This window comes from Bacteroides sp. A1C1 (assembly GCF_004328515.1).
GTDB classification, from domain to species: Bacteria; Bacteroidota; Bacteroidia; order Bacteroidales; family Bacteroidaceae; genus Bacteroides; species Bacteroides uniformis.
On the sequence record NZ_CP036491.1, the window covers coordinates 1805256 to 1828552 of the forward strand.

The 23297-nt window shown below is 48.2% G+C and carries 21 protein-coding genes and 1 pseudogene; 7 read left to right on the forward strand and 15 right to left on the reverse strand.

Features of this window, described 5'->3' with window-relative positions; all coding sequences use genetic code 11:
• Window positions 1–39 precede the first annotated feature (39 nt).
• Complete coding sequence (locus tag EYA81_RS07410) at window positions 40–3183, forward strand: glycoside hydrolase family 2 TIM barrel-domain containing protein (protein ID WP_131225574.1); 3144 nt, start codon at window positions 40–42, stop codon at window positions 3181–3183.
• Between the two features lie 20 nt (window positions 3184–3203).
• Entirely contained in the window at window positions 3204–5132 is a 1929-nt protein-coding gene (locus EYA81_RS07415) for a trehalase family glycosidase (RefSeq protein WP_117964694.1), read from the forward strand.
• A 150-nt stretch (window positions 5133–5282) separates the two neighbouring features.
• Here the strand turns inward: EYA81_RS07415 and buk are convergent, their stop codons facing one another.
• Both buk and EYA81_RS07425 read right to left on the reverse strand, forming a co-directional pair.
• Complete coding sequence (gene buk / locus EYA81_RS07420; RefSeq protein WP_117964692.1) at window positions 5283–6344, reverse strand: butyrate kinase; 1062 nt, start codon at window positions 6342–6344, stop codon at window positions 5283–5285.
• A 44-nt stretch (window positions 6345–6388) separates the two neighbouring features.
• Window positions 6389–7309: a phosphate acyltransferase gene (locus EYA81_RS07425; RefSeq protein WP_117600190.1), complete on the reverse strand. Its 921-nt coding sequence runs from the start codon at window positions 7307–7309 to the stop codon at window positions 6389–6391.
• A 226-nt stretch (window positions 7310–7535) separates the two neighbouring features.
• Here EYA81_RS07425 and EYA81_RS07430 point away from each other — a divergent pair, with 226 nt between their 5' ends.
• Genes EYA81_RS07430 through EYA81_RS07440 form a run of 3 tightly spaced genes read left to right on the forward strand, consistent with a single transcriptional unit; the run spans window position 7536 to window position 9944 of the window.
• Window positions 7536–8474, forward strand: a complete 939-nt coding sequence (locus EYA81_RS07430) for an LD-carboxypeptidase (protein WP_005830507.1) — start codon at window positions 7536–7538, stop codon at window positions 8472–8474.
• The gene (locus tag EYA81_RS07435; protein ID WP_005830510.1) at window positions 8471–9484 is read left to right on the forward strand and encodes a M28 family peptidase; all 1014 of its coding nucleotides are present in this window, start codon (window positions 8471–8473) and stop codon (window positions 9482–9484) included. Before EYA81_RS07430 ends, EYA81_RS07435 begins: the two co-directional genes overlap by 4 nt.
• 37 nt (window positions 9485–9521) lie before the next feature.
• The gene (locus EYA81_RS07440; RefSeq protein WP_034525971.1) at window positions 9522–9944 is read left to right on the forward strand and encodes a SufE family protein; all 423 of its coding nucleotides are present in this window, start codon (window positions 9522–9524) and stop codon (window positions 9942–9944) included.
• 262 nt (window positions 9945–10206) lie between these two features.
• Here the strand turns inward: EYA81_RS07440 and EYA81_RS07445 are convergent, their stop codons facing one another.
• From EYA81_RS07445 to EYA81_RS07500, 12 genes and pseudogenes are all read right to left on the reverse strand, one after another.
• Window positions 10207–10410: a helix-turn-helix transcriptional regulator gene (locus EYA81_RS07445; protein ID WP_005830522.1), complete on the reverse strand. Its 204-nt coding sequence runs from the start codon at window positions 10408–10410 to the stop codon at window positions 10207–10209.
• A gap of 18 nt (window positions 10411–10428) precedes the next feature.
• Entirely contained in the window at window positions 10429–10647 is a 219-nt protein-coding gene (locus EYA81_RS07450) for a hypothetical protein (RefSeq protein WP_005830523.1), read from the reverse strand.
• Window positions 10648–10667: 20 nt separating this feature from the next.
• Window positions 10668–11132: a DUF2975 domain-containing protein gene (locus tag EYA81_RS07455; protein WP_034532751.1), complete on the reverse strand. Its 465-nt coding sequence runs from the start codon at window positions 11130–11132 to the stop codon at window positions 10668–10670.
• A gap of 26 nt (window positions 11133–11158) precedes the next feature.
• On the reverse strand, window positions 11159–11800 hold the full coding sequence (locus EYA81_RS07460) for a DUF2975 domain-containing protein (protein WP_005830526.1): 642 nt from the start codon (window positions 11798–11800) through the stop codon (window positions 11159–11161).
• Between the two features lie 15 nt (window positions 11801–11815).
• The gene (locus tag EYA81_RS07465) at window positions 11816–12421 is read right to left on the reverse strand and encodes a DUF2975 domain-containing protein (protein WP_005830530.1); all 606 of its coding nucleotides are present in this window, start codon (window positions 12419–12421) and stop codon (window positions 11816–11818) included.
• 23 nt (window positions 12422–12444) lie between these two features.
• Entirely contained in the window at window positions 12445–13113 is a 669-nt protein-coding gene (locus EYA81_RS07470; protein WP_005830532.1) for a DUF2975 domain-containing protein, read from the reverse strand.
• The gene (locus EYA81_RS07475; RefSeq protein WP_016272429.1) at window positions 13110–13904 is read right to left on the reverse strand and encodes a CPBP family intramembrane glutamic endopeptidase; all 795 of its coding nucleotides are present in this window, start codon (window positions 13902–13904) and stop codon (window positions 13110–13112) included. Before EYA81_RS07475 ends, EYA81_RS07470 begins: the two co-directional genes overlap by 4 nt.
• Before the next feature lie 181 nt (window positions 13905–14085).
• Window positions 14086–14571: a DUF3836 domain-containing protein gene (locus EYA81_RS07480; protein ID WP_117964688.1), complete on the reverse strand. Its 486-nt coding sequence runs from the start codon at window positions 14569–14571 to the stop codon at window positions 14086–14088.
• A gap of 225 nt (window positions 14572–14796) precedes the next feature.
• Window positions 14797–15738, reverse strand: coding sequence for a bifunctional riboflavin kinase/FAD synthetase (locus EYA81_RS07485; protein ID WP_057097766.1), 942 nt, complete (start codon window positions 15736–15738; stop codon window positions 14797–14799).
• On the reverse strand, window positions 15722–16342 hold the full coding sequence (locus EYA81_RS07490) for an HAD family phosphatase (protein ID WP_005830542.1): 621 nt from the start codon (window positions 16340–16342) through the stop codon (window positions 15722–15724). Before EYA81_RS07490 ends, EYA81_RS07485 begins: the two co-directional genes overlap by 17 nt.
• Window positions 16343–16344: 2 nt before the next feature.
• Complete coding sequence (locus tag EYA81_RS07495; protein WP_131225575.1) at window positions 16345–19029, reverse strand: calcium-translocating P-type ATPase, PMCA-type; 2685 nt, start codon at window positions 19027–19029, stop codon at window positions 16345–16347.
• Between the two features lie 90 nt (window positions 19030–19119).
• A pseudogene (locus tag EYA81_RS07500) lies at window positions 19120–19538 on the reverse strand (sensor histidine kinase); the annotation flags it as partial.
• Between the two features lie 141 nt (window positions 19539–19679).
• Between EYA81_RS07500 and rd the strand changes: the two are divergent.
• Window positions 19680–19841, forward strand: coding sequence for a rubredoxin (gene rd / locus EYA81_RS07505; RefSeq protein ID WP_005830549.1), 162 nt, complete (start codon window positions 19680–19682; stop codon window positions 19839–19841).
• Here rd and EYA81_RS07510 read toward each other — a convergent pair.
• Window positions 19838–21535 (reverse strand): Na/Pi cotransporter family protein, encoded by a 1698-nt coding sequence (locus EYA81_RS07510; RefSeq protein ID WP_005830551.1) that lies wholly within the window; start codon window positions 21533–21535, stop codon window positions 19838–19840. The two genes, rd and EYA81_RS07510, sit on opposite strands and share 4 nt — an antisense overlap.
• A gap of 83 nt (window positions 21536–21618) precedes the next feature.
• Between EYA81_RS07510 and EYA81_RS07515 the strand changes: the two genes are divergently transcribed.
• On the forward strand, window positions 21619–23292 hold the full coding sequence (locus EYA81_RS07515) for a nucleoside kinase (RefSeq protein WP_005830553.1): 1674 nt from the start codon (window positions 21619–21621) through the stop codon (window positions 23290–23292).
• Window positions 23293–23297 lie beyond the last annotated feature (5 nt).

The following is a 23297-nucleotide window of genomic DNA, read 5'->3' on the forward strand; positions in this document are numbered from 1 at the left end:
CCATTTTCAATTTTCAACTTCCAATTAATCATTAATAATATGAAGACCAAACTTTATACCTTTCTTCTCTCTTCGCTGCTTTGCACCGGTGCCCTGGCAGACAATGAGCCGTGGCAAAACCCGCAAGTCAACGAAATGAACAGAGAACCGATGCACGCCCACTTCACTCCGTTTACGAATGAAGCCAACGCATTGAAACAACGTACCTTGCCCGCCGACGTACGGTTCGACGTTAATTCTGCAACGGAACGCCGTATCACTCTGGACGGCACCTGGAAATTTCTTTTTTCAAAGAACAATGACCTCTGCCCCAAAGACTTTCACAAGCCCGGATTCAGTACCCGCAAGTGGAGTAAAATTGAAGTTCCGGGAAGCTGGGAACTGCAAGGCTTCGATGCACCTATCTATACAGATACCCGTTATCCGTTCCCGCCCAATCCGCCCTACGTGCCTACCGACTACAATCCCGTAGGTGCTTATATCCGCGAGTTCACCGTCCCGGCTAGCTGGGGAGGCATGGACATCTTTCTTGATTTCGAAGGGGTGGAGTCTGCCTACTATGTATGGGTAAACGGCGAATTGGCAGGATATGCAGAAGACAGCCGCCTACCGTCGCACTTCAACATCACCCACCTGCTGAAGAAGGGCAACAATAAACTGGCAGTAAAAGTATTCCGTTATAGCGACGGTTCCTACCTGGAAGGCCAGGACTACTGGAAATACAGCGGCATCGAACGGAGTGTTTATCTCTACGCCCGCCCCCAGAGCCGCGTCAAGGACTTCCGGATGACAGCGGAACTGATAAACAACTACAAGGATGGCGAACTAAAGCTGGACGTATTCCTCCATCGGCCTAAAGCCGGAGAAACGGTGGAAGTCAAGGTAATGGACAAGGACAAGGTTATCTATGACCGGAAAAAGTCCATAACCTCTGCCACAGACACTTTGTTTACCCAGCAGCAAGTGTTCCCGAATGCACGAGCCTGGAATGCCGAAACACCGAACACCTACACGCTGGTAGTCAGCACCTTTGATGCACAAGGAAAACCGCAGGAATCCTTTACGCACCTTTTCGGCTTCCGTACCGTGGAAATGATGAACGGCATGCAGATGATTAACGGCCAGGCCGTCCTCTTCAAGGGGGTGAACCGTCACGAGCACGACCCGCACAAGGGACGTACCATCACCGTAGCTTCCATGATACACGACATCCAGCTGATGAAGCAGTTCAACCTGAACGGTGTACGCAACTGCCACTACCCGAACAACTATGCGTGGTACGAGCTTTGCACGGAATTCGGACTCTATATGGTAGACGAAGCCAACATCGAGAGCCATGGCATGATGTTCCACAAAGATGAGACCCTTGCCAACTACCCCGCCTGGGAGGTGCCTTTCATGCAGCGGATGAGTCGTATGATTGCGCGCGACCGCAACTACTCTGCCATCGTGACTTGGTCCATGGGCAACGAGTCGGGCTACGGCAAGCACTTCGAAACTCTGTATGACTATACCAAGAAGATAGATCCTACCCGTCCCATACAATACGAAGGGGGTGGCTACAACTCCAAGAGCGACATCTATTGCCCCATGTACGCACGCATCTGGAGGTTGCGCCAACACGTGAACCAACGTGATGCCCGCCCCATGATTCTTTGCGAATATGCCCATGCCATGGGTAACAGCGTAGGTAACTTCCAGGACTACTGGGACTTGATTTACAAGTACGATCAGCTGCAAGGCGGTTTCATTTGGGACTGGGTGGACCAGACATTTGCCATCAAGGACGAGAACCAGCACGACATCTGGGCTTTTGGCGGCGACATGGGATTTGTAGGCGTCGTCAACGACTCCAACTTCTGTGCCAACGGCTTGATTGCTGCCGACCGCACCCCGCACCCGCACATCTACGAAGTGAAGAAGGTATTGCAATACATCCATTTCGAACCGCTCGCCTTCACCCCGAACAAGATAAAGGTCACCAACTGGCACGATTTCATCGGATTGGAAGGATATACCCTCCGCTGGGCAGTGGAATGCGACGGCAAGACCGTTCAGAACGGTGAGATGGATTTCCCCAAGATTACTCCCAGAAACTCTGCCAACATAGAATTGCCACTGAAAGCGCTGCCTGCCGACGGCAAGGAGTATTTCCTCACACTTCGTGCATTCACCAAGCACGAAGCGCCATTAGTACCGAAAGGACACGAGGTTGCCATCGAACAATGGGAACTGCCTTCCGTCCCGTCAGCCAAAACCGTTCAGCCGGTGGAGGGAACGTTGACCGTAAACCGCAACAACGAAGCATTGACCGTGAAAGGCAATAACTTCCAGGTAGCTTTCTCTACCCGAAACGGTGAAATGACAGAGCTGAACTACAACGGAAAGAATCTGATTAAGGAAGGGCTGCAACCCAACTTCTGGCGCCCGTTGACTGACAATGACATTCCAAACAGACATCTGATACGCTGCGGCACTTGGAAAAACGCTGGACGCGATGCCAAACTACAGCATATCGAAGTTGCGGAAGCCGGACAAACGGCTACTGTCACTGCGACCTACCGCATGGAAGAACAAGATGCTGATTTGCAGACTCTCTACAAAATCACTCCCGACGGCAAGGTTCAAGTAACCATGCACTTCACCCCCGGCAAGAAGCCATTGAGTGAAATGCCGCGCCTGGGCATGCGCATGATACTCCCTGCCGAATATGAAATGATGACCTGGCTGGGCCGTGGTCCGCAAGAGACGTATGCCGACCGCAAGACGGGAGCATTGATAGGCCTCTACAACGCCACGGTGTGGGAACAATTCCATCCGTATGTACGTGCCCAAGAGACGGCCAATCATTGTGACGTACGCTGGGTGGCCCTGCGCAATGCTGCCGGTGAAGGTCTGCTGGTAGTGGGCGAAGAACCGTTAAGCGTCAGCGCCTGGAACTTCCCTATGGAGGACATTGAATACCGTCCCTCGCAGATGGAGCGCCGCCACGGTGGAAGCATCCAGAAGAAAGATATGGTATGGCTCAACATCGACCACAAGCAGATGGGCGTAGGCGGTGACAATACCTGGGGAGCACAAGTTCATCCCGAGTACACCATCACTCCGCACGAATGGAAATACAACTTCACGCTCGCCCCTCTCGCACCGGAGGATGATGCGGCGGAACAAGCGCACAAATAACCGTTAAATACCTCATTCATATGAAATACAAATTTATACGCATACTCTGCTTCACATTGTTGGCCGCAAGCATCGCAGCCTGCACCCCCGGCATGAAAAGCACTACGGAGAAACGGTATGCCTTCGCCGACATACTGGACATCTCCTACACTCCCGACACTCTGCACCGCTGCTACGGTTGGTTCACCGACGCCGGCTCGTGGATGGGCTTCACGCTGCCCGAACGGCAACAATGGGTCAACGGCTTCTGCGGCCCCTTCAGCCTCGATATGTTCCGCCGCCAGTGGATGGCACAGTCAGCCGCCGTCGTAAGCTTTGCCAAAGATACACAAGAGATTTTTGTTCCGGATTCCACTTGCTATTACCCCGGCGAGCTCTATATGTCGGCACATTCCACCCACGGGAACATCACGCAACGGCTCAACTTCACAAGTGCCTCGACCGCCTTGCTGCGCATCGAAGCCGACACGGCTGAAGACCTGCTGTTCTCCGGTAGCCAATGGGGCAAAGACATCACCGTCAGCGTAGAACAGAACTCCGTCATCGCCCGTCATCCCAGTGGCGAAACCGTAACCGTGACCTTTACTCCTAATGTAGAGCTGGCCAAGACTGACAATAACTATACAGCCCTCGTCCGCTCTCCGCGCTACCCCGTCAACGTAGCCATCTCTTTCTTCACTTCCGAAAAAGAGATGACTGCCGGCCTGCAAAACCTGCCGGGCTTGCTCAATAATCCCACCCCCGCCCTGCAAGCCAATGCCGAACGTTGGGAAGGTTACCTCACCAAGATACTGCGCAAGGACATGAAGCCCGAATACGACCGCATCGCCGTGAAAGCCGTCACCACGCTCATCTCCAATTGGCGGACACACCGCGGCGGATTGCTTCACGAAGGCATCATCCCGAGCCATGCCGTAGGTTATTTCGTCGGCTTCTGGGCATGGGACAGTTGGCGCTTCAGTGCCGGAACCGCCAAGTTCGACCCCGAACTGGCCAAGAACAACATCCGCGCCATGTTCGACTACCAGCAACCGGACGGCATGATTATCGACTGTATCTATACCGACCCCTCCGAGAACAATGCCCGTGACAGCAAACCTCCCTTGGTATGCTGGGCTGTCGACGAAATCTTCACCCATACGGGTGACACCGCCTTCGTTGCCGAAATGTACCCTCAACTGCTCTCCTATTATAAATGGTGGTACGAAAAACGCGACCACAACCGCAATGGCATGTGCGAATACGGTGCTACCGACGGAACACTGGAAGCTGCCGCCTGGGAAAGCGGTATGGACAACGCCATCCGTTTTGACGGCGCCGTGATGCTGAAAAACGAAGGCTACGAGGATGCCTGGAGTATGGATCAGGAGAGTGTGGACTTGAACGCTTATCTGGCACTGGAATGCAAACTGCTGAAGAAGTTCTCCAGCCTGCTGAAGATACCTTTCGACGCACCGGACTACAGTAGCCAGGTAGCCGACTATTTCTTTGACAAGAACATCAACTTCTTCTGCGACCGCCGTCTGAAGGACGGTTCATTCATCGAAGAGCCGGGCTGCGAAGCCTACACTCCGTTGTGGACCCGGATTGCCACACAGGCGCAAGTGGACAGCATGCTGCCCATACTTCAAGATACGGCAAAGTTCTCCACGTATATCCCCTTCCCTACCATTGCCGCCGACAATCCCAAATACAATCCGCGCGGCTACTGGCGTGGCCCCATCTGGCTGGACCAAACCTACTTTGCCATCCGCGGACTGCGCAACTACGGCTACAACCAGCTGGCAGATGAATATACGCTGCAAGTCTTCGACCGCCTAAGCGGGCTGAAAGAGGGTGCTCCCATCCACGAGAACTACGGAACCCATACCGGCGGACGCCTGAAAGCTCCCCATTTCAGCTGGAGCTCCTCACATCTGTTGATGATGTACGACGATTACGGTAAATAAACCGAGTCTCTATATAACGGAACGGTTTGTTTCCATACAGCAAGACACTTTGTTTCAAAAGAAAGAAACAAAGTGTCTTGCTGTATGGAAACAAACTATTTTGTACGTTGAGACAAAGTGTTCCGCTAAAGAGCACAAAAAATATGCTTATTACCGATAAACCTGCACCGGAAGCTCTCCACGCAAAGCTCCCAGCGCATTCAGTACCAATGCTTCCAATTCGTCTTCTCCGGGATAGACGTGAACAGGAGCAAGGAAAGACACGCGCTCCTGCAATCGTGAAGTGATGTACTCGGAATGTGCCATACCTCCCGTAAGCAGAATGGCGTCCACCTTACCATAAAGCACAACAGCAGCGGCGCCCACACACTTGGCTATCTGATAAATCATTGCATTCAGCACCAGTTCCGCGTGCTTGTCCCCCTCCTCTATCCGCTTTACGATGGCAGGAACATCTGTCGTACCCAAATGTGCCGTCAAACCGGCACGACCGGAAATACGCTTCTTCAGTTCCTCTTTGATAAAACGACCGGAGCTGCAAACATCTATCAGCTGCCCGGCAGGCAAGGTCCCGGCACGTTCCGGCGAGAAAGGACCTTCACCGTCCAGTGCATTGTTCACGTCGACGGCACGCCCCTTGCAGTGTGTCCCCACAGAAATGCCGCCACCCAGATGGCAGATAACCAGGTTCAAGTTTTCGTATCGGGTGTTGTGCTCGGCAGCATATCTCCGGGCGATGGCACGCTGGTTCAGGGCATGCCAAATGGTGATACGTGGCATCAAAGGCGAACCCGTAATGCGGGCTATTTCATCCAACTCATCCACTACACCGGGATCTGCAATAAAAGCCTGGCAACCGGGAAGCAGAGCTGCCAGTTCGGAAGCAATCAGGCATCCCAAGTTACATGCATGGCTGCGCATCGCATGGGCAATATCATCCAACATGGCGTCATTCACTACATAAACACCACCCGGAATGGGTTTCAATAATCCTCCACGCCCCACGATAGCGTCAAATTCAAAAGGGATTCCATTGTTGTCCAAAGCTTCCAGTACCAACTTCTTGCGGAATTCGAACTGGTCGATGATGCGGGGAAATTGGGAAAGTTCCTCCACCGAATGCCGGATGTTGAGTACCAGACGGGGAGTTTCATCCTCATAGACAGCAATTTTTGTCGAGGTGGAACCGGGATTTACTGCCAGTATTTTCATTGATTACGATTTACAAATTACGAACTACAAATTACTAATTACAATTAAGACTCTTTCACCCCGCTGGTCAGGCAAGCCATGGCAATGCTGTAATATTTGGACAAACCAGAATCGCTACGCGACGGTAATACCACCGGACATGAGGGCCCTTGCAGCAACCCGGCCATATCGGCATGAGAAAACAGAGATACAGCCTTATAAAAAGCATTTCCCGATTCGATGTTTGGGAATATCAACACATCCGCCTCCCCGTCAATCGGTGATACAATGCCTTTGATGTTACCGCTCGTCTTCTCACAAGAGGTCTTCACATCTAGCGGACCGTCGATGATGACATTGCCGAACTCTCCGGCTTCCGCCAGTTCCACAATATTCACATAGTCCAAAGAATGGGGGAATTTGGCGCTGACCTTCTCCGTGCAATGAATCAGCGCGATACGTGGCTGCTCTATCCCGAAATGGCGGCAAGTATGAATGGCATACCAAATCATTTCAATGCGCTGTTGAAGCGTCGGGCGGGGAATGACCGCAGCATCGGAGAAAAAGAGCAGTTTATCGTAAGTAGGTATCTGCATCACGGCCAGATGGGTCAGAATCTTTCCTTTAGGCAACAAACCATGCTCCTTGTCCAAAATGGCACGTAGCAAATTGTCGGTATTGATGATGCCTTTCATCAGGATATCTGCTCCACCCTCGCGTACGATACGCACCGCCTCACGTGCAGCCTCATCAGAATCTTCTATATGCAAGGTACTGACATATTGAGGATATTTCTTCAAGGTGGGATATTTTTCCAATATGGCAGAATCGCCAATCATCAGAAATTCCGCAATCCCCTCCTCCAAGGCACGGGATATGGCATATTCTGTATTAGGGTCATTGGCACAGACTACCGCAATACGTTTCCTCTTATTCAAGGTTTTCAGGTGGGCTGTTAACTGGGCAAAGTTCCGTATTGGTTCCATAACGTTAGATTTTTAGCAAATATCTAAAAAAATGTCGAGAAATGCAGCATTTATCCCGTTGAAATTTTATATGTTTAATATCATTTTGATATATTCACTACAGATGACACGAATTTGCACAGAACACATTCCCCTCTCCTCGCTCTCTTCTGTTAAAAATCCGTGTTAATCTGTGATATCTGTGGTGAATTGTGTACTTTTGCCCAAAATAGATTGATAATATAGTATGGGTAGTCTTATTTTCCCTCCGTATCTGCAGGAAGGTGACCGTGTCATTGTTCTCTCCCCTTCCAGCAAGATTGACAAATCTTTCCTGAAAGGCGCCTACAAACGTTTGAAGTCCTGGGGGCTGGAAGTCGTATTCGCAAAGCACGCGGGGAGTTCCAACGGAACGTATGCAGGAAATATCCGGCAACGCCTCGAGGACCTGCAGGAAGCCATGGACGATGAAGAAGCCAAAGTCATATTCTGTAGTCGGGGCGGTTACGGAGCCGTGCATCTGATAGGCAAACTGGATTTTACCAAGTTCAGGCAGCATCCCAAATGGCTCATCGGATTCAGTGACATCACCGCCCTCCATAATCTGTTCCAGCAGAATGGCTTCGCGTCGTTGCACGCCCCCATGGCGCGCCATCTCACAGTAGAACCGGAAGACGACTTCTGCACACAAGCACTGAAGGATATACTATTCGGGCAGGCATTGGGAGGAACCGAAGCATTCAGTTATGTCTGCCCGGGGCACAAACTAAATCATAAGGGAGAGGGAAAAGGCGTGTTGCGCGGCGGCAATTTGTCTGTGTTCTACGGGCTGCGTGGTACTCCTTACGATATTCCCGCCGAAGGCACCATCCTCTTCATCGAAGATGTGGGAGAACGCCCACATGCGGTGGAACGCATGATGTACAATCTCAAACTGGGAGGTGTCCTCGACAAGCTTTCCGGCCTCATCATCGGACAATTCACCGAATACGAGGAGAACAAGTCCCTGGGAAAAGACCTATATGGCGCATTGGCCGATTTGGTGAAGGAATACGATTACCCGATATGTTTCGATTTTCCCGTCGGACATGTCAGCATGAATGTACCGCTGATAAACGGCGCTGCGGTAACACTGAAAGTTGGAAAGAAAGAAGTGAAACTAAGTTTTAATACAGAAAGAGAATGAAACGGAATTATACATTCATCCCGTTGCTGCTGTTGCTGATTGTAGCGATAGTGGCATGCAGCAACAACAGCAGCAAGTCTGCAGCCGATAATGACAGTGAGGGCGATGCGACCAAAGCGACTGTCCAAGTACCCCAGTTCAGTGCAGACAGTGCATATCAATACATACAGACCCAAGCGGATTTTGGTCCGCGCGTGCCCAACACCGCCGCTCACAAAGCCTGCGGAGAATTCCTTGCCAAGAAGCTGGAAGAATTCGGCGCCAAAGTATACAACCAGCATGCCGACCTGGTGGCTTACGACAACACCATCCTGAAAGCGCGCAATGTTATCGGCGCCTATAATCCGGAAAGCAAAAGGCGTGTACTGCTCTGTGCCCATTGGGACAGCCGTCCTTATGCCGACCAGGATGCCGACAAGACGAAGCATCACAGCCCCATCCTGGGTGTGAACGATGGAGCCAGCGGTGTGGGCGTATTGCTCGAAGTGGCCCGCCAACTACAGCAGCAGGCTCCAGCCATAGGCATCGACATCATCTTCTTTGACGCCGAAGACTATGGCATCCCCTACTTCTATCAAGGTGCATACAAGAACGACACTTGGTGCCTGGGCTCGCAATATTGGGGACGAGTACCCCATGTAGACGGCTATAATGCCCGCTACGGCATCCTGCTCGACATGGTGGGTGGAAAGAACGCCACCTTCTACAAGGAACAGTTCTCTCAAAGAACCGCCGGTAAGTACGTGAACAAGATATGGAACACAGCCCACCGCCTGGGCTTCGGCAACTTCTTCCCCAAAGAAAAAGGCACCGAAGTGACAGACGACCATATGTATGTATACAACCTGCGGCAGATTCCCTGCGTAGACATCATCAACTATGACCCGAACTGCGACACCGGCTTCGGTGACTTCTGGCACACGATAGACGACACCATGGACATCATCGACAAGGGCACTCTCAACGCAGTGGGACAGACCTTGCTCGAAGTCATCTACAATGAGAAATAGACAATCAAATAGTAAATCGTAAATAGTAAATTCCATGATAAGTATCAACGAAGTACAAGATGAAGTAATTGCCGAATTCAATGATTTCGACGATTGGATGGACCGGTACCAACTTCTTATTGATTTAGGAAACGAGCAGGAACCGCTCGACGAAAAATACAAGACGGAACAAAACCTGATTGAAGGTTGCCAGAGCCGCGTATGGCTGCAGGCAGACGAAGTGGACGGAAAAATTATTTTCCAGGCCGAAAGCGACGCACTGATTGTGAAAGGAATCATTTCACTGCTTATCAAAGTACTCTCCGGGCACACACCGGATGAGATACTGAACGCCGACCTCTATTTCATTGATAAAATAGGACTGAAGGAACACTTGTCGCCCACCCGTAGCAACGGACTGCTGTCTATGGTAAAGCAGATGCGAATGTATGCGCTGGCCTTCAAAGCGAAAGACATCTAAAGGTTACGACCGACAATATATAAGCTAATAATCAGCAGATTATATTTACCGGATGTTTACCCTATAATGTAAAAGCCGTTACTCCAGAATGTAACGGTTTTTACATTATGAAGTAACGACGTTTACCATAGTATGTAAAGGCGTTTACCGTAGTATGTAAAGGCGTTTACCGTAGTATGTAAAGGTGTTTACTGTAGTACGTAAACGGAGTTTCTTAAGGCGGTAAGCATTTCAACCTCTACTTGCGCCTTCTTCTCCCTATTTATCCCTCCTTAAACTCCAGTATATCCCCCGGCTGGCAATCAAGTTCCTTACAGATTGCTTCCAGTGTAGAGAAACGGATGGCCTTAGCCTTTCCGGTTTTGAGAATAGAGAGATTGGCAGGCGTAATATCAATCTTCTCCGCCAGTTCGCCCAAAGATATCTTTCTTCGGGCCATCATTATGTCAAGGTTTACTATAATCATATAATTGTGTTCTATTTATCAATTATTCTTTTCCCACTCACACCACCAGTCAGTGTACCGTTTCGTCAACCGGTAATAACCATATATGCACAGATACATCCACGGCATTACAATATAGACTTTCCACTTCCCGTCAAAGGCCGGAAACAAGAGGAGAAAATAGACAATACTTGCCAACAATAAAACCGCCACAAGTCCGACAACGAAATACAGACCATATTTCACACTTTTCTTCATATCGCGCTCTTCACTTTTATTTAAATCGTCAACTCTTGTTCCTCACGCATACGAACTCCCATCTTAAAAAGATAGCCCATAAAGATGATGAAAACTCCCAATAACACGAATATCCGATAAGAAGTATCAGTCGGTACTCCTTCGGGAGTAAACCAGGAGAGAGTTACCTGAAAAAGCCCATTCAATGCTATCAGCACCCCAATGGTTTGTATCAAAGATGAATTCTGATAAACAAACACTTCCTCTTTCTTCACATTGCGGAGAATGAGAAAAATACACAAGCCACATATTGTCATCACCAGCATTGTTACTGATTCGGGTAATATGTGCCAGATAAAATTAGCAGTATCATCCTTTCCCAACTCATAGCACAATGTCAGATTACGAACAATGCCGCCACCAATACATAGTCCACAGAAATAAAACAGCACATTCATAATAAGCGCTATCCGTCTCTTTGGTTCCTTTGGTTCCTTTTGTTTCATAAGTGTCATAATCCCTCCTCTCACTTTTAAATAGTCAAGTCCTGTTCTTCCTTTATCTTCACCCCGGCGGCAAATATCTCGGTGAAAAGAATTATAATAACCAGGGATGTGAAATCCGTATCATGCGATGCAACCACTTCATAGCCCAGCAGAGCCACTTGCTTCACTGCTTCAAGATGATTCAGCCAATCGTGCAAAGTCATCAAGCCGTACAATGCAGCAAACGAATAAGTAAAGAAACGCAACCGGGCTACATTATCCGAAGTAAACACTTCCCGCTTTGAGATGGATACCAGCAAACGTATCAGACAATAGATTCCTACAAAGAAAGGAATGATGGCAAACATGGCAAAGAAGTTCACTATGGAACTCCAGACAGTGGGGACAATCACAGTGCCTATTCTCTTTACCTGATAAGGTACTGACTTATCGGCAAAACGATTCGTCAAGGAATCGACTGCTGTCGTTTCCAAAGGTCTTACATCCACATATACCTTATCAAATAAACCGGAATACTCTGGCTGTGGAGTTCCCGAATGCACATTTACACTATTGTAACCCTCAAGAAAACTATTCTTCATATCCACCCAGCCCGCTATCATCGCATAGGTAAACTCTGCAACAATGACCAATATAGCCAGGATACCCAATATACTTATCTTTTTCATAATCCTCCCCCCACATTAAACCGTTAAATCCTGCTCTTCCTTTATCTTCACGCCGATGGCGAATATCTCGGTGAACAATGCCAACAGCATATAATTGAACCAAGCATACTTGAAAGAATAAGGCAACACCTCGTATCCCTCCAGCCGCACTTGAGAAGCCAAGTCATGATAGATGCCCCATTGCTGCAACTCGAATAAAAGACTCACCGAAATCAGCGCATAGACAAAGATGCGCATCCGACGCACATTCTTGTGCACAAACACCTCGCCTTTCGTGGCAGTAAGCACCAGCCGCGCCACACTATAGAACCCGTAAAGCGCAAACAGTCCCGCAGGAAACAGCAAGAACGATACCCACCGCCACTTCGTACTACGGAAACCTTGCACCGATACCTCACTTGTATTGCAATACATGGGCGTATCCTGTGCCGCACTAATCAAAGTATCGGCAGGCAGCGTATCATCTGCCCGCACCAAAAGTGACACAGAGGGTAAGGCATGAAAATCCTTCTGGTCGCCCGCCTCATTCCAGCCGTCCATAAATCCACTAAACATATCCGTTACAACACTACCAATAAACACTACCAAAGCCAGGAAGGCACATACTCTGATTTTATTCATATCTCTGTCCGTTCTTCTTATTATTAAATCGTCAAATCCTGCTCTTCCTTCATTTTCAATCCAATGGCAAACACTTCACCTACAATCAGCGAACAAAGCCCAAGTACCAGCGTGGTAGTGCTCACCAATTCTGAGAGGCTCAGCTCGTAACCATGCAGCGAGAATACGGTATCGATACCTATAAAATCAAGATATGATGACGCAAAGGTACAGCAGAAGCTGACAACCAGTGCCATTCCCAATCGACGCAGCCGACGTACATTCCGCCAGTTGAAGATGTCGGACTTGTTGATAGAGATTATCAAGCGGATAAACAATACTACCGCCCAAAGGGAAAAGCCCAAATGCAGATATATCAGCAAATACTTTGCCACCACTTTCCCGACAGAATCATGAGAATCTACGCTGACCATCAACGAAGAGTAGGCTGCAGGCACATAACTCCTGCTTTTCTCATTGTAGACGGAATCCCTGAAGAAATCAAACGACTCCATGGAAGAAGGTATCAGGTTGACAACCTTCAGGTTCATCAGTTCCTTGTAGGCAGCAATGTCACTCCCTTTCTTTCCCAGCTCCAGTCCGGTCTGCGCCCCCATCTTGGCTCCCAGAAAGATATAGTACCCCTGCTCCAATACCGAGTAACTCAGTACAAGCATTACCACCAGGCAGAGAATGTTCAATCTTCTTTTCATAATTCAGTTGTTGTTGTATTAGTATCAGATATATTATATTTATTCAGTTGTTTCAAGGAGAGTAGAAGCAACAATATGAAAACCACTGCCCAAACCAGTACATACGGGTTACTCAGCAGATGTGTCACATCCTCCATTTCAGGATGTTTCAGGCTCAGATAGACAGACAAGCCGTTATTCATGATATGTATCAGAATACATGCCATAAGACTCCGTGTCTTATAATAAAGCCAGGCAAGCAAGAAACCGATGAGGCAAGCACCTATTATCTGAACCGGATTCAGATGAAAGATACCAAATATCAACCCGGAAAACAAGATAGCCTTTGCCGGGCTATATCTGCGAAGCAGCTCCTTGGTAATGGCACCACGGAAAAGCAGTTCTTCCAATACGGGTCCCAAAACAGAAATACAGAGAATACCCAGCCAACCGGATTGCAGTATATCAAATGTCTGGTCCAACAAATTGGGCAAAAAAGTAAGTTCGGACATCAGAAGACCTATTATACATATGGAAGTCATTCCGGCAAGCAGGCTCCATGCCAGATAAGGGACTGACACCGGAGAATACAGATGCTTGTCTCCCGTCAGGTAGTTCTTGCGCCACAAGTACAGTCCCATGAAAACAAAGCCCAGCAGCATGGTAGGCGCCACAGCAATCTGACCAGCCTTGTCCATGTCGAAAGTTCCATAAGCAAAATACGTATACAGCAGACAGAAAGGTCCTGCAAACAGTGCTCCTATAAGCTGCATCAAAAAGTAAATCAATACTAGTTTTATTGCCGTTTTCATTGTTCTATTCGTCTAAAAGTTCGCAAAGATACACATTTTCTCTGTCAATCCGTCAAGCTGTGGCAACAAGTCCCATCAGCAGCACCATCACTGTAGAAAGTGACAATACCAATAGTGTAATACTCATAAATGCTCTTCTCATAACCTAAGCCCCTCCCTCATTTCTATATTTGTTCTTCATTTATTTCACTGCCAGGAGCAATACGTCTTCCTCTGCAGTGGCATGTTCCACCAACAGATTCCAGTCGTTGTCCTTCTTACTCCATTTGTAACTCAAGTAGTTGATGTCATCTCCCGCCTGCAGATAAACTGCTTTTTCTTTCACATCGGAGTAGGCATGCGTCTTGTTGTCCCACAAGGCATATTCCACATCCGTACCGGCTTCTGTATAATTGTAGTTCAAGCAATAGAAGCGTTCAAACGCCTGCTCAATCTCGTTCCATTTCAACGCTTCCTTCTGTATCGTACGCCCTTGGGCATCATAGTTGAAATTGTATTTCAAATGGTTCTGCAGAAACTTACCGTTCTCTACTTTATATACAATCTGGGACTCCACCTGATTTCCGTTCATCACTTCATTATAGGCAAAGTTTTCCTGGATATTACCACCAAAAGCATTTATCACTACTGTCACTACAAAGATTGTTGTCATTACTAAAGTTTTCATACCGTTATTGTTTTATTAGTTCTTTATTTTGTTTTTCGATAATCATTTATCGTTTTTCGATATGCAAATAAAAGACCTTTTTTTGATATGACAAAGAAAAACAGAAAATATTTATCGAAAAACAATAAAAAAAACGTGTTTTACGATAAATACACAGAAAACAAACATTTCAAACGGGAAAATACATAGAACTGCAAGGAGATAAATGACCTTATCGCCTTATGTTTATAAAGAAAGAATGGATTTAATCTCCACCTCGTCACGGTGAAGCTGGGCAATAAGTTCTTCTATACTGTCGAATTTCAGTTCAGGACGGGTGCGGCGCACAAAGGAAAGACGCATCGGCTGCTGATAAATGTCAGCATCAAACCGGAATATATGGACCTCAATACTGCGATCGGGGCCGTTCTCCAACGTAGGTCGGTAGCCAATGCTTAGCATACCGCCGTACTCCTTGCCTTCAACACAGACACGGACGGCATACACACCATCGCAGGGAATCAGCTTGTCAGAATCGGAAACACGGAGATTAGCCGTAGGAAAACCTATCTTACGCCCCACCTGATAGCCGCCGACAACCGTACCGTCCAAAAAGAAATCATATCCCAGATACTCGGCAGCTTCCGAAACGTTTCCCTCCTGCAACAGACCTCGAATAGCCGAGGAGCTGACAGTAACCTCCGTTACCGATGCTTCCTTACTATAAGAATACGCGCGCGCAAGAAGCACCTCCATACCCAATTCGCGACCATAGTGCACATAGTCTTCAAAACCCTCGCTGCGGTTATGCCCGAAACGATGGTCGTATCCTACTACCAAAGCTTGTATCTGATAGCGATCCTTCAGTATGGACATGAATTCCCGTGCCGAAAGCCGGGCTATTTCAGGAGTAAAATCAAGCATCATGCAATAATCCACCCCAGTCTTGGCTAGCAGGGAAACTTTCTCATCACAGGTGGTCAATAACTTCGGATGATAATCGGCCTGCATCACTTTACGCGGATGTACCGGAAAAGTCACGACCGACGAAGCAAGCCCACGCCCGGCAGCTACCGCACACACTTGCTCTATCAGGTAGCGGTGTCCCCGATGTACTCCGTCAAAGAAACCGATAGTGGCTACACTTGGACGGGAACCAATGTCCGATGTTTCACAAAACAACTGCATGTCTCCAATCCTCGTGGGCCTTTGGCGTATAGGTAGAAATACCCAACGCCTCCGCTGTCCGGCAATTGGCCTCAGAATCGTCAATGAAAAGAGTCTCGTTGGGAAGAATACCGGTCTCATCCAGTACTTTCTGAAATATATCGGCATCCGGTTTTGCCATCTTCATCTCATAAGAAAGATAGATATGCTCAAAAAAGTCCTCCGCACGGAAAGCCTTGTAGCGAAACGCGTGCAGACACGACCATTGCCAATGGATTTCATTGGTGTTGCTCAGCAGATAGACCACATATTTTTTGCGCAGTTCCAACAGTAAATCCAATTTAAAAGTAGGAATACTCACTAGGAAACTGTTCCAGGCGTCATCTATCTGGGCATCAGTCACCGGTTTCCCTATCTTTCCACGAATCACTTCCCGGAACTCCGCACTGGTAATCAACCCTTTTTCATATTTCTGGAAGAAATCCTGCTGGTGATAGAGGTCCAACATGACTTCCACGTCCGGCAATCCCAGCTTTCTGAAATTCTCTAAACAGCGCTGGCGGTCCAAATCAATCAGAACTCCGCCAAAATCAATAATAAGGTTCTTGATTCCTCTTCTTTTCATCACTATTTCTGTGTTAAACGTCGGATAAGGCGAACCAGTTCACCTATCCACAAAACAAACGAAGTAGAAACGACAATCGTCATCCAAGTCATAAAATCGAGCGGCACTGTGCGGAATACAGCTCCACCAAACTGTACAATCAGTATCTGTCCGCCCAAAATGGCAAGTATAATCAGCTCCATGCCATAAGATTTAGAAATGCCCTTGAACGCCGAGTCCGAAGTGCCGAACACACGTGCATTGAACAAGTTCCAGAACTGAAGCATAACAAAGAACGTGAAGAACACAGTCAACCGATAGGTAGTCATCCCCCCCTCTTCACTGTTAAACCAGAAGAGCATTCCCATAAGTAACACCAGGAAGGCAGACCCCATTCCCAGAATGTAATACCTCATGGACTTGGTTATAATGAAATCCGTACTCTTACGCGGTTTTTCCTTCATCACGCTCTCACTGGGTGGAATGGACGCCAGGGCCAGGGCCGCAAACGTATCCATAATCAGGTTCACCCACAACATCTGCGTGACGGTCAAAGGAAGCGTCGTACCCACCAGTGAACCCAGGAGAACGATAAACAAAGCCACAAAATTGATAGTCAGCTGAAAAACAATGAAACGCTGTATATTCTTATATAGAGAACGTCCCCACATCACGGCCGTACCTATACTGTTGAAGGAGTCATCCAGCAACGTGATGTCGCTGGCCTCCTTGGCAACGGAGGTTCCAGTACCCATCGAAAGTCCCACTTGCGCATGGTTCAACGCAGGAGCATCATTCGTGCCGTCACCCGTCACAGCCACTACCGCACCTTTCTGCTGCAACAGTTGCACCAGACGCTGTTTGTCTGTGGGGCGTGCACGCGACATTATCTTCAGGTCCATCACACGGTCCAATGCCTCCTCATCCGTCAATTCGGCAAATGCAGCTCCCGTAATGCGGTTCTTTTCCGTATCCTCCGGTTTCCACAGACCAATCTGACGTGCTATCTCGGTAGCTGTACCCGGTGTATCTCCCGTCACAATCTTCACTCCGATACCTGCCGACTGGCATTTGGCAACGGCCGCAGGCACATCCGGACGGATAGGATCACTGATGGCAACCACACCGAGGAACGACAAGTCATTTTCAGCAACCAATGACACACAATCAGACGCTTCCGCATCATCCACAATCTTGAATGCAAAGCCAAGTGTACGCATAGCCATATTCTGGTAGTTGAGCAACTGAGCCTCCACTGTAGAACGGTATTCCACCGCATCCACACGCTTGCCGTCCAACATGACATCCTTGCATTTACCCAAAACAATCTCGGGAGCTCCCTTCACATACAGCACCTTCTTCCCAATCAGGGGGGATTGCACCAGGGTAGCCATGAATTTCCTTTCCGTAGAGAAAGTCAGCTGGTCGATAACCGTAGCTTTCTCACGCAACGCCAGATAGTCGCATCCTTGGCTGTTCAGCCAAAGCAGCAGTGCCACCTCCGTGGGGTTACCCACCCCTTTCGGCTTCTCGCCAGTCACCTCTTCTTCCAGAAAAGCAGTGGAGTTAGCACTGATACCTTCCATTACCAGCTTGCTGAGGTCATCATTCCCCAGCTGCCCGTTATTCTTCAAACCATAGAAATTGGGTTCATACACCTGCATCAGATTTTGGGTCAATGTACCGGTCTTGTCGGTACAAATCACTGTAATGGCTCCCATCGTCTCGCATGCATGCATCTTGCGCACCAGGTTGTTGGTGGAGAGCATGCGGCGCATGTTCAACGCCAGACTGAGTGTTACGCTCATCGGCAAGCCTTCGGGCACAGCCACCACAATCAGGGTAACCGCCATCATAAAGTATTGCAAAGTAGCCTGCAAGGCCGGCAGCCAATCACGGAAGGTATGAAATGAAGAAAAGTCATAAACCAGTACCACATCCTTTACAAAGAAAATGAGAAAAGCCAGACCCGCTACGGAAAAGCCAATCTTTCCAATCAGATTGGCCAATTTGGTCAACTGAATATTCAGCGGAGTAGGTTCCGTATTCTGTTCGGTACTTTGACGTGCCACTTTACCGATTTCCGTAGCATCGCCCACAGCCTCCACACGCATGGTGCCATGTCCGTCCACCACCGTTGTACCGCGCAAAATGCGGTTGGAAGCATACGTAGCCTCTTCGTCAAAGTCAGCTTCTACGGTAGTTTTCGTCACTACCGGCTCACCGGTCAGATTCGATTCGTTCACTTGCAGGGAAATGGCTTCCAGCAATTCACCGTCCGCCGGAACCTCTTCACCGGTTTCCAGCACCACTATATCACCCACCACTACATCTTTACGGGGAATCTCCTGCACATGTCCGTTACGAATTACTTTTACCAAAGTTTCTTCGTTCACTGCATTCAGCAGGTCAAACTTCTTTCCGGCATCATATTCAAAGAAGAAACCGATACCGGTAGCCAGCAGAATGGCTACTATAATGCCGATAGTCTCGGCATATTCATTCTCTACAATGGAAATAATCAAAGAAAACAGAGCGGCAACCAGCAATACCCTTACTACGGGGTCCTCAAACTTCTCCAGATACAATTTCCATAAAGAAGGCCGTTTAGGAGGCGTCAATAAATTTACTCCATGTTCCTCGCGGCTCTTCCGCACTTGTTCGTCGGTCAGCCCGACATGATAATAATCATCCTTTATTGCAGTCATGCAAGTCTTTAGGTTTAATTTTGGAACGCAAAAATACAATAATAATCCGGGAAAACAATACCTATATAATGATTAGTGATTAATTGACTGTCATCGATTCTCTTTTTCCCTTACCAGTTTCGGTCCGGTTACAGGCTCCCACGGCAATGTGAACCAGAAAGTCGAACCTGCCCCTTCTTCCGATTCCACGCCTATTTCGCCTCCCTCAATTTGCGGACAATGGTCTGGCAAATGGAGAGCCCCAGTCCGGTACCTTCCTTTCCCTGCTTCAGCTTGACGAAACGTTCAAAAACATGTGGCAACTTCTCCTAAGGAATACCGGTTCCCGTGTCTTTTACGTAGAAATAACTTTGCACAATTTCCAGTAACAGTATCTCCTCCTCGCCCGTCGATGCAGAGGCCAGCAATTCCGAGAATCCGACAATTACGTTCAACGGAGTACAGACTTCATGGCTCATATTCGCCAGAAACACCGATTTGGAACAGCCGGCATTCTCTATGGCATCCCGCATAATCGCCCAGAACAGATTGTCGGCCATTTTCATAAATGTTGTTTTAATAAGAAACAAAAATAGACTATTTTGTTCAACAATAAAACAAAAAGGGCTTTTAAACGTTATTATAGAAGAATAAACCTAAAAAAGAAATTTATGGAAAAGTACATTTGCACTGTATGCGATTATGTCTATGACCCTGAATTAGGCGACCCTGAAAATGGAATAGAACCGGGAACATCTTTCGAAGACCTTCCCGAAGATTGGGTTTGCCCCTTGTGCGGAGTAGGCAAAGAAGAATTTGAGAAAGCGTCCTAAGACGCTTTCTTTTCTTTTATATCGCTGCTGGCTTCCACTACATTCACCACATAGTCGCCCAGCTTTTCACATTCCGCAATGATGTCCATATAGTAAACACCCATCTGGTAATCATATTCTTTGTTGTTCACATCCAAGATATTCTGGTTCTTCAGCTGATTGCGGTAATTATTGATTTCGTTCTCCAAATTAAAGGACTTGTTCACATCCGCGCCTGCATGCTCCGGATGTTCCACCACGACAATCATCTGCTCCAAGGCATCATCCGTCAGCTTCATCATGAAATGGATATGCTCGTACTGCTTCTCGGTGAAATCCTGATTGGTCTGGCGCTTGCGGTTGATGGTACGTGCCAGGTTATAGCAGCTGTCGCCGATGCTCTCTATCTCCGTCACTTCACGCAGCATGGCACGTATTTGCAACTTACTTTCCGAACTCAGGCGCCCTTCGGACACTTGATTCAGATAATTGGCAATCTCCAGCTCCATGCTGTCACTGATATTCTCGTACTTCTCCACACGGCTGAACACTTTGTTGAAATCATCATCCTTCTCCGTATGCAGCAAGTCCTGCACCATTCCGAACATACGGCGGGTACGTTCGGCAAAAAGATGTATTTCCTTGCTTGCCTGCAGGATGGACAGCTCTGCCGTAGAAAGCATACCGCCCGAGATAAAACGCAAGCGATATTCCTCGTCCTGCTCCTTCATTGGAATAATGGCACAGACCGTACGTTCGATAAACTTCACGAACCATATCAATATCAGCACGTTGCAGATATTGAAGCAAGTATGGAATGCCGAAAGCTTGAAGGATACGGCCACAGCCGGATCTTTAGTACCCATCACGTTCTCCACGAACCATGACACAGCCTCGGTAAAGGGGGTGAAAAGACACAACACCCATATCACACCGAACACATTGAATACCAAATGAGCCAAAGCAGCCCTCCTCGCCTGCGTATTACCGGTCAGCGCCGCAAGGTTTGCCGTGATGGTTGTACCGATATTCTCTCCCAAAACCAGTGCTGCCCCCAATTCGAAACTAATCCAGCCGTTGGCGCACATAATAAGCGTAATGGCCATAGTTGCCGCAGATGCCTGCACAATCATGGTCAACACCGTACCGATACCCACAAAAAGGAGTATGGAGATAAAGCCCATGTCGGTATAGTCCTGCACAAATGACAGCATATCAGGATTTTGGCTCAAGTCAGGAGCATTGTTTTTCAAATAGGAAAGCCCCATGAACAAGAATGAGAAACCGAAAATAAATTCACCGACAGACTTGCGGTTACTTTTTTGAGAGAAGAGGAGAGGAATGCCGAAAGCAAGAAGAGGAAGAGCAAAGGCGGCAATGTCCACCTTGAAACCTAAAGCTGAAATAATCCATGCCGTAACAGTCGTACCGATATTAGCACCCATTATGACACCTATGGACTGTGAAAGCGTTAACAACCCCGCATTGACAAAACTTACAACCATCACCGTGGTTGCAGAGGAAGATTGTACAAGTGCTGTAATCAGCACGCCCGTCAACATACCGGTCACTCTGTTGGTTGTCATTGCGGTCAATATCTTCCGCAGTCTGTCACCGGCAAATTTTTGAAGCCCCTCACTCATAATCTTCATTCCGTAAAGAAACAGTGCCAATGAGCCGAGTAGCTTTAAAAAATCATAAAAAGAATATTCCATCTTTAATTATTTAAGGTGTTTCATTCCTTCACGTGTTATAATGTCCTATATTTAACGTGTCAACCCACTAAAAACGAGACATCATGAAACACATGTTACAAATTTGTTGCAAAAATAATAATATTTCTAAAGAATTCCCTATAGGGAGCTCACTTTTGGATATTTATTACGGTTTTAATCTAAATTTCCCCTATCAGGTAGTCAGTGCAAAGGTCAACAACCGTTCCGAAGGGCTGAATTTCCGTGTATACAACAATAAGGATGTAGAATTTCTCGACATACGTGACTCCTCAGGTATGCGCACCTATGTCCGTTCCCTCTGCTTCATTCTTTACAAAGCTGTCAGCGAGCTGTTTCCGGAAGGAAAACTGTTCGTAGAGCATCCGGTATCCAAAGGTTACTTCTGCAACCTGCGCATCGGCCGCCCCATAGAGCTGGAAGATGTGGCAGCCATCAAGAAACGGATGCAGGAAATCATTGCCGAGAACATCCCCTACCACCGTGTAGAATGCCACACCACCGAGGCTGTACGCATCTTCAACGAACGGGGCATGAACGACAAAGTGAAGCTGCTGGAAACTTCCGGCTCGCTATATACCTATTACTACACACTGGGCGACACCGTAGACTACTACTACGGCAACCTGTTGCCCAGTACCGGATACATCTGGCTGTTCGATATCGTGAAGTATTACGACGGCCTGCTGCTACGCATCCCCAACCGGGCAAACCCCGATGTCCTGGAAGAAGTGGTGAAACAAGAGAAAATGCTCGACGTATTCAAGGAACACCTGCGCTGGAACTACATTATGGGACTGGGCAACGTAGGCGACTTCAACATGGCTTGCGAGGAAGGCCATGCCACCGACCTCATCAACGTGGCCGAAGCCCTGCAGGAAAAAAAGATAGCCCAGATTGCCGATGACATCTACCACCGCGGCGAAAACGGAAACCGGGTGAAGCTCGTGCTCATCTCCGGCCCCTCGTCTTCCGGAAAAACCACTTTCAGCAAACGCCTCAGCGTGCAGCTGATGACCAACGGCCTGCGTCCTTACCCCATCTCGCTGGACAACTACTTCGTAGACCGTGAAGACACCCCGCGCGATGAGAACGGCAATTACGATTACGAATCGCTCTATGCCCTCGACCTTGAGCTCTTCAACACCCAATTACAAGCATTGCTCCGGGGCGAAGAAGTGGAGCTGCCCCGCTTCAACTTCAACCTCGGGAAGAAAGAGTACAAGGGAGACAAGCTGCGCATCGACGAGCATACCATCCTCATCCTGGAAGGAATCCATGCCCTGAACCCTGAACTGACACCACAGATTCCCGCCGCCAGCAAATACAAGATTTATGTATCTGCCCTGACCACCATCTCGCTGGACGACCACAACTGGATTCCCACCACGGACAACCGCCTGCTGCGCCGCATCATCCGCGACTTCAACTACCGCGGCTACTCGGCACAAGAGACCATTTCACGCTGGCCCAGTGTACGTGCCGGCGAGGACAAATGGATATTCCCCTATCAGGAAAATGCCGACGTTATGTTCAACTCTGCCCTCTTGTTCGAATTCGCCGTGCTCCGCTGCCACGCAGAGCCCATCCTTACCAGTGTTCCACGGAACTGTCCGGAATACGCAGAAGCCTACCGGTTGCTAAAATTCATCAAATATTTCACCCCCGTGCAGGACAAAGAAATTCCACCGACATCCTTATTGAGAGAATTTTTAGGAGGCAGTAGCTTCAAATACTAAGTTTT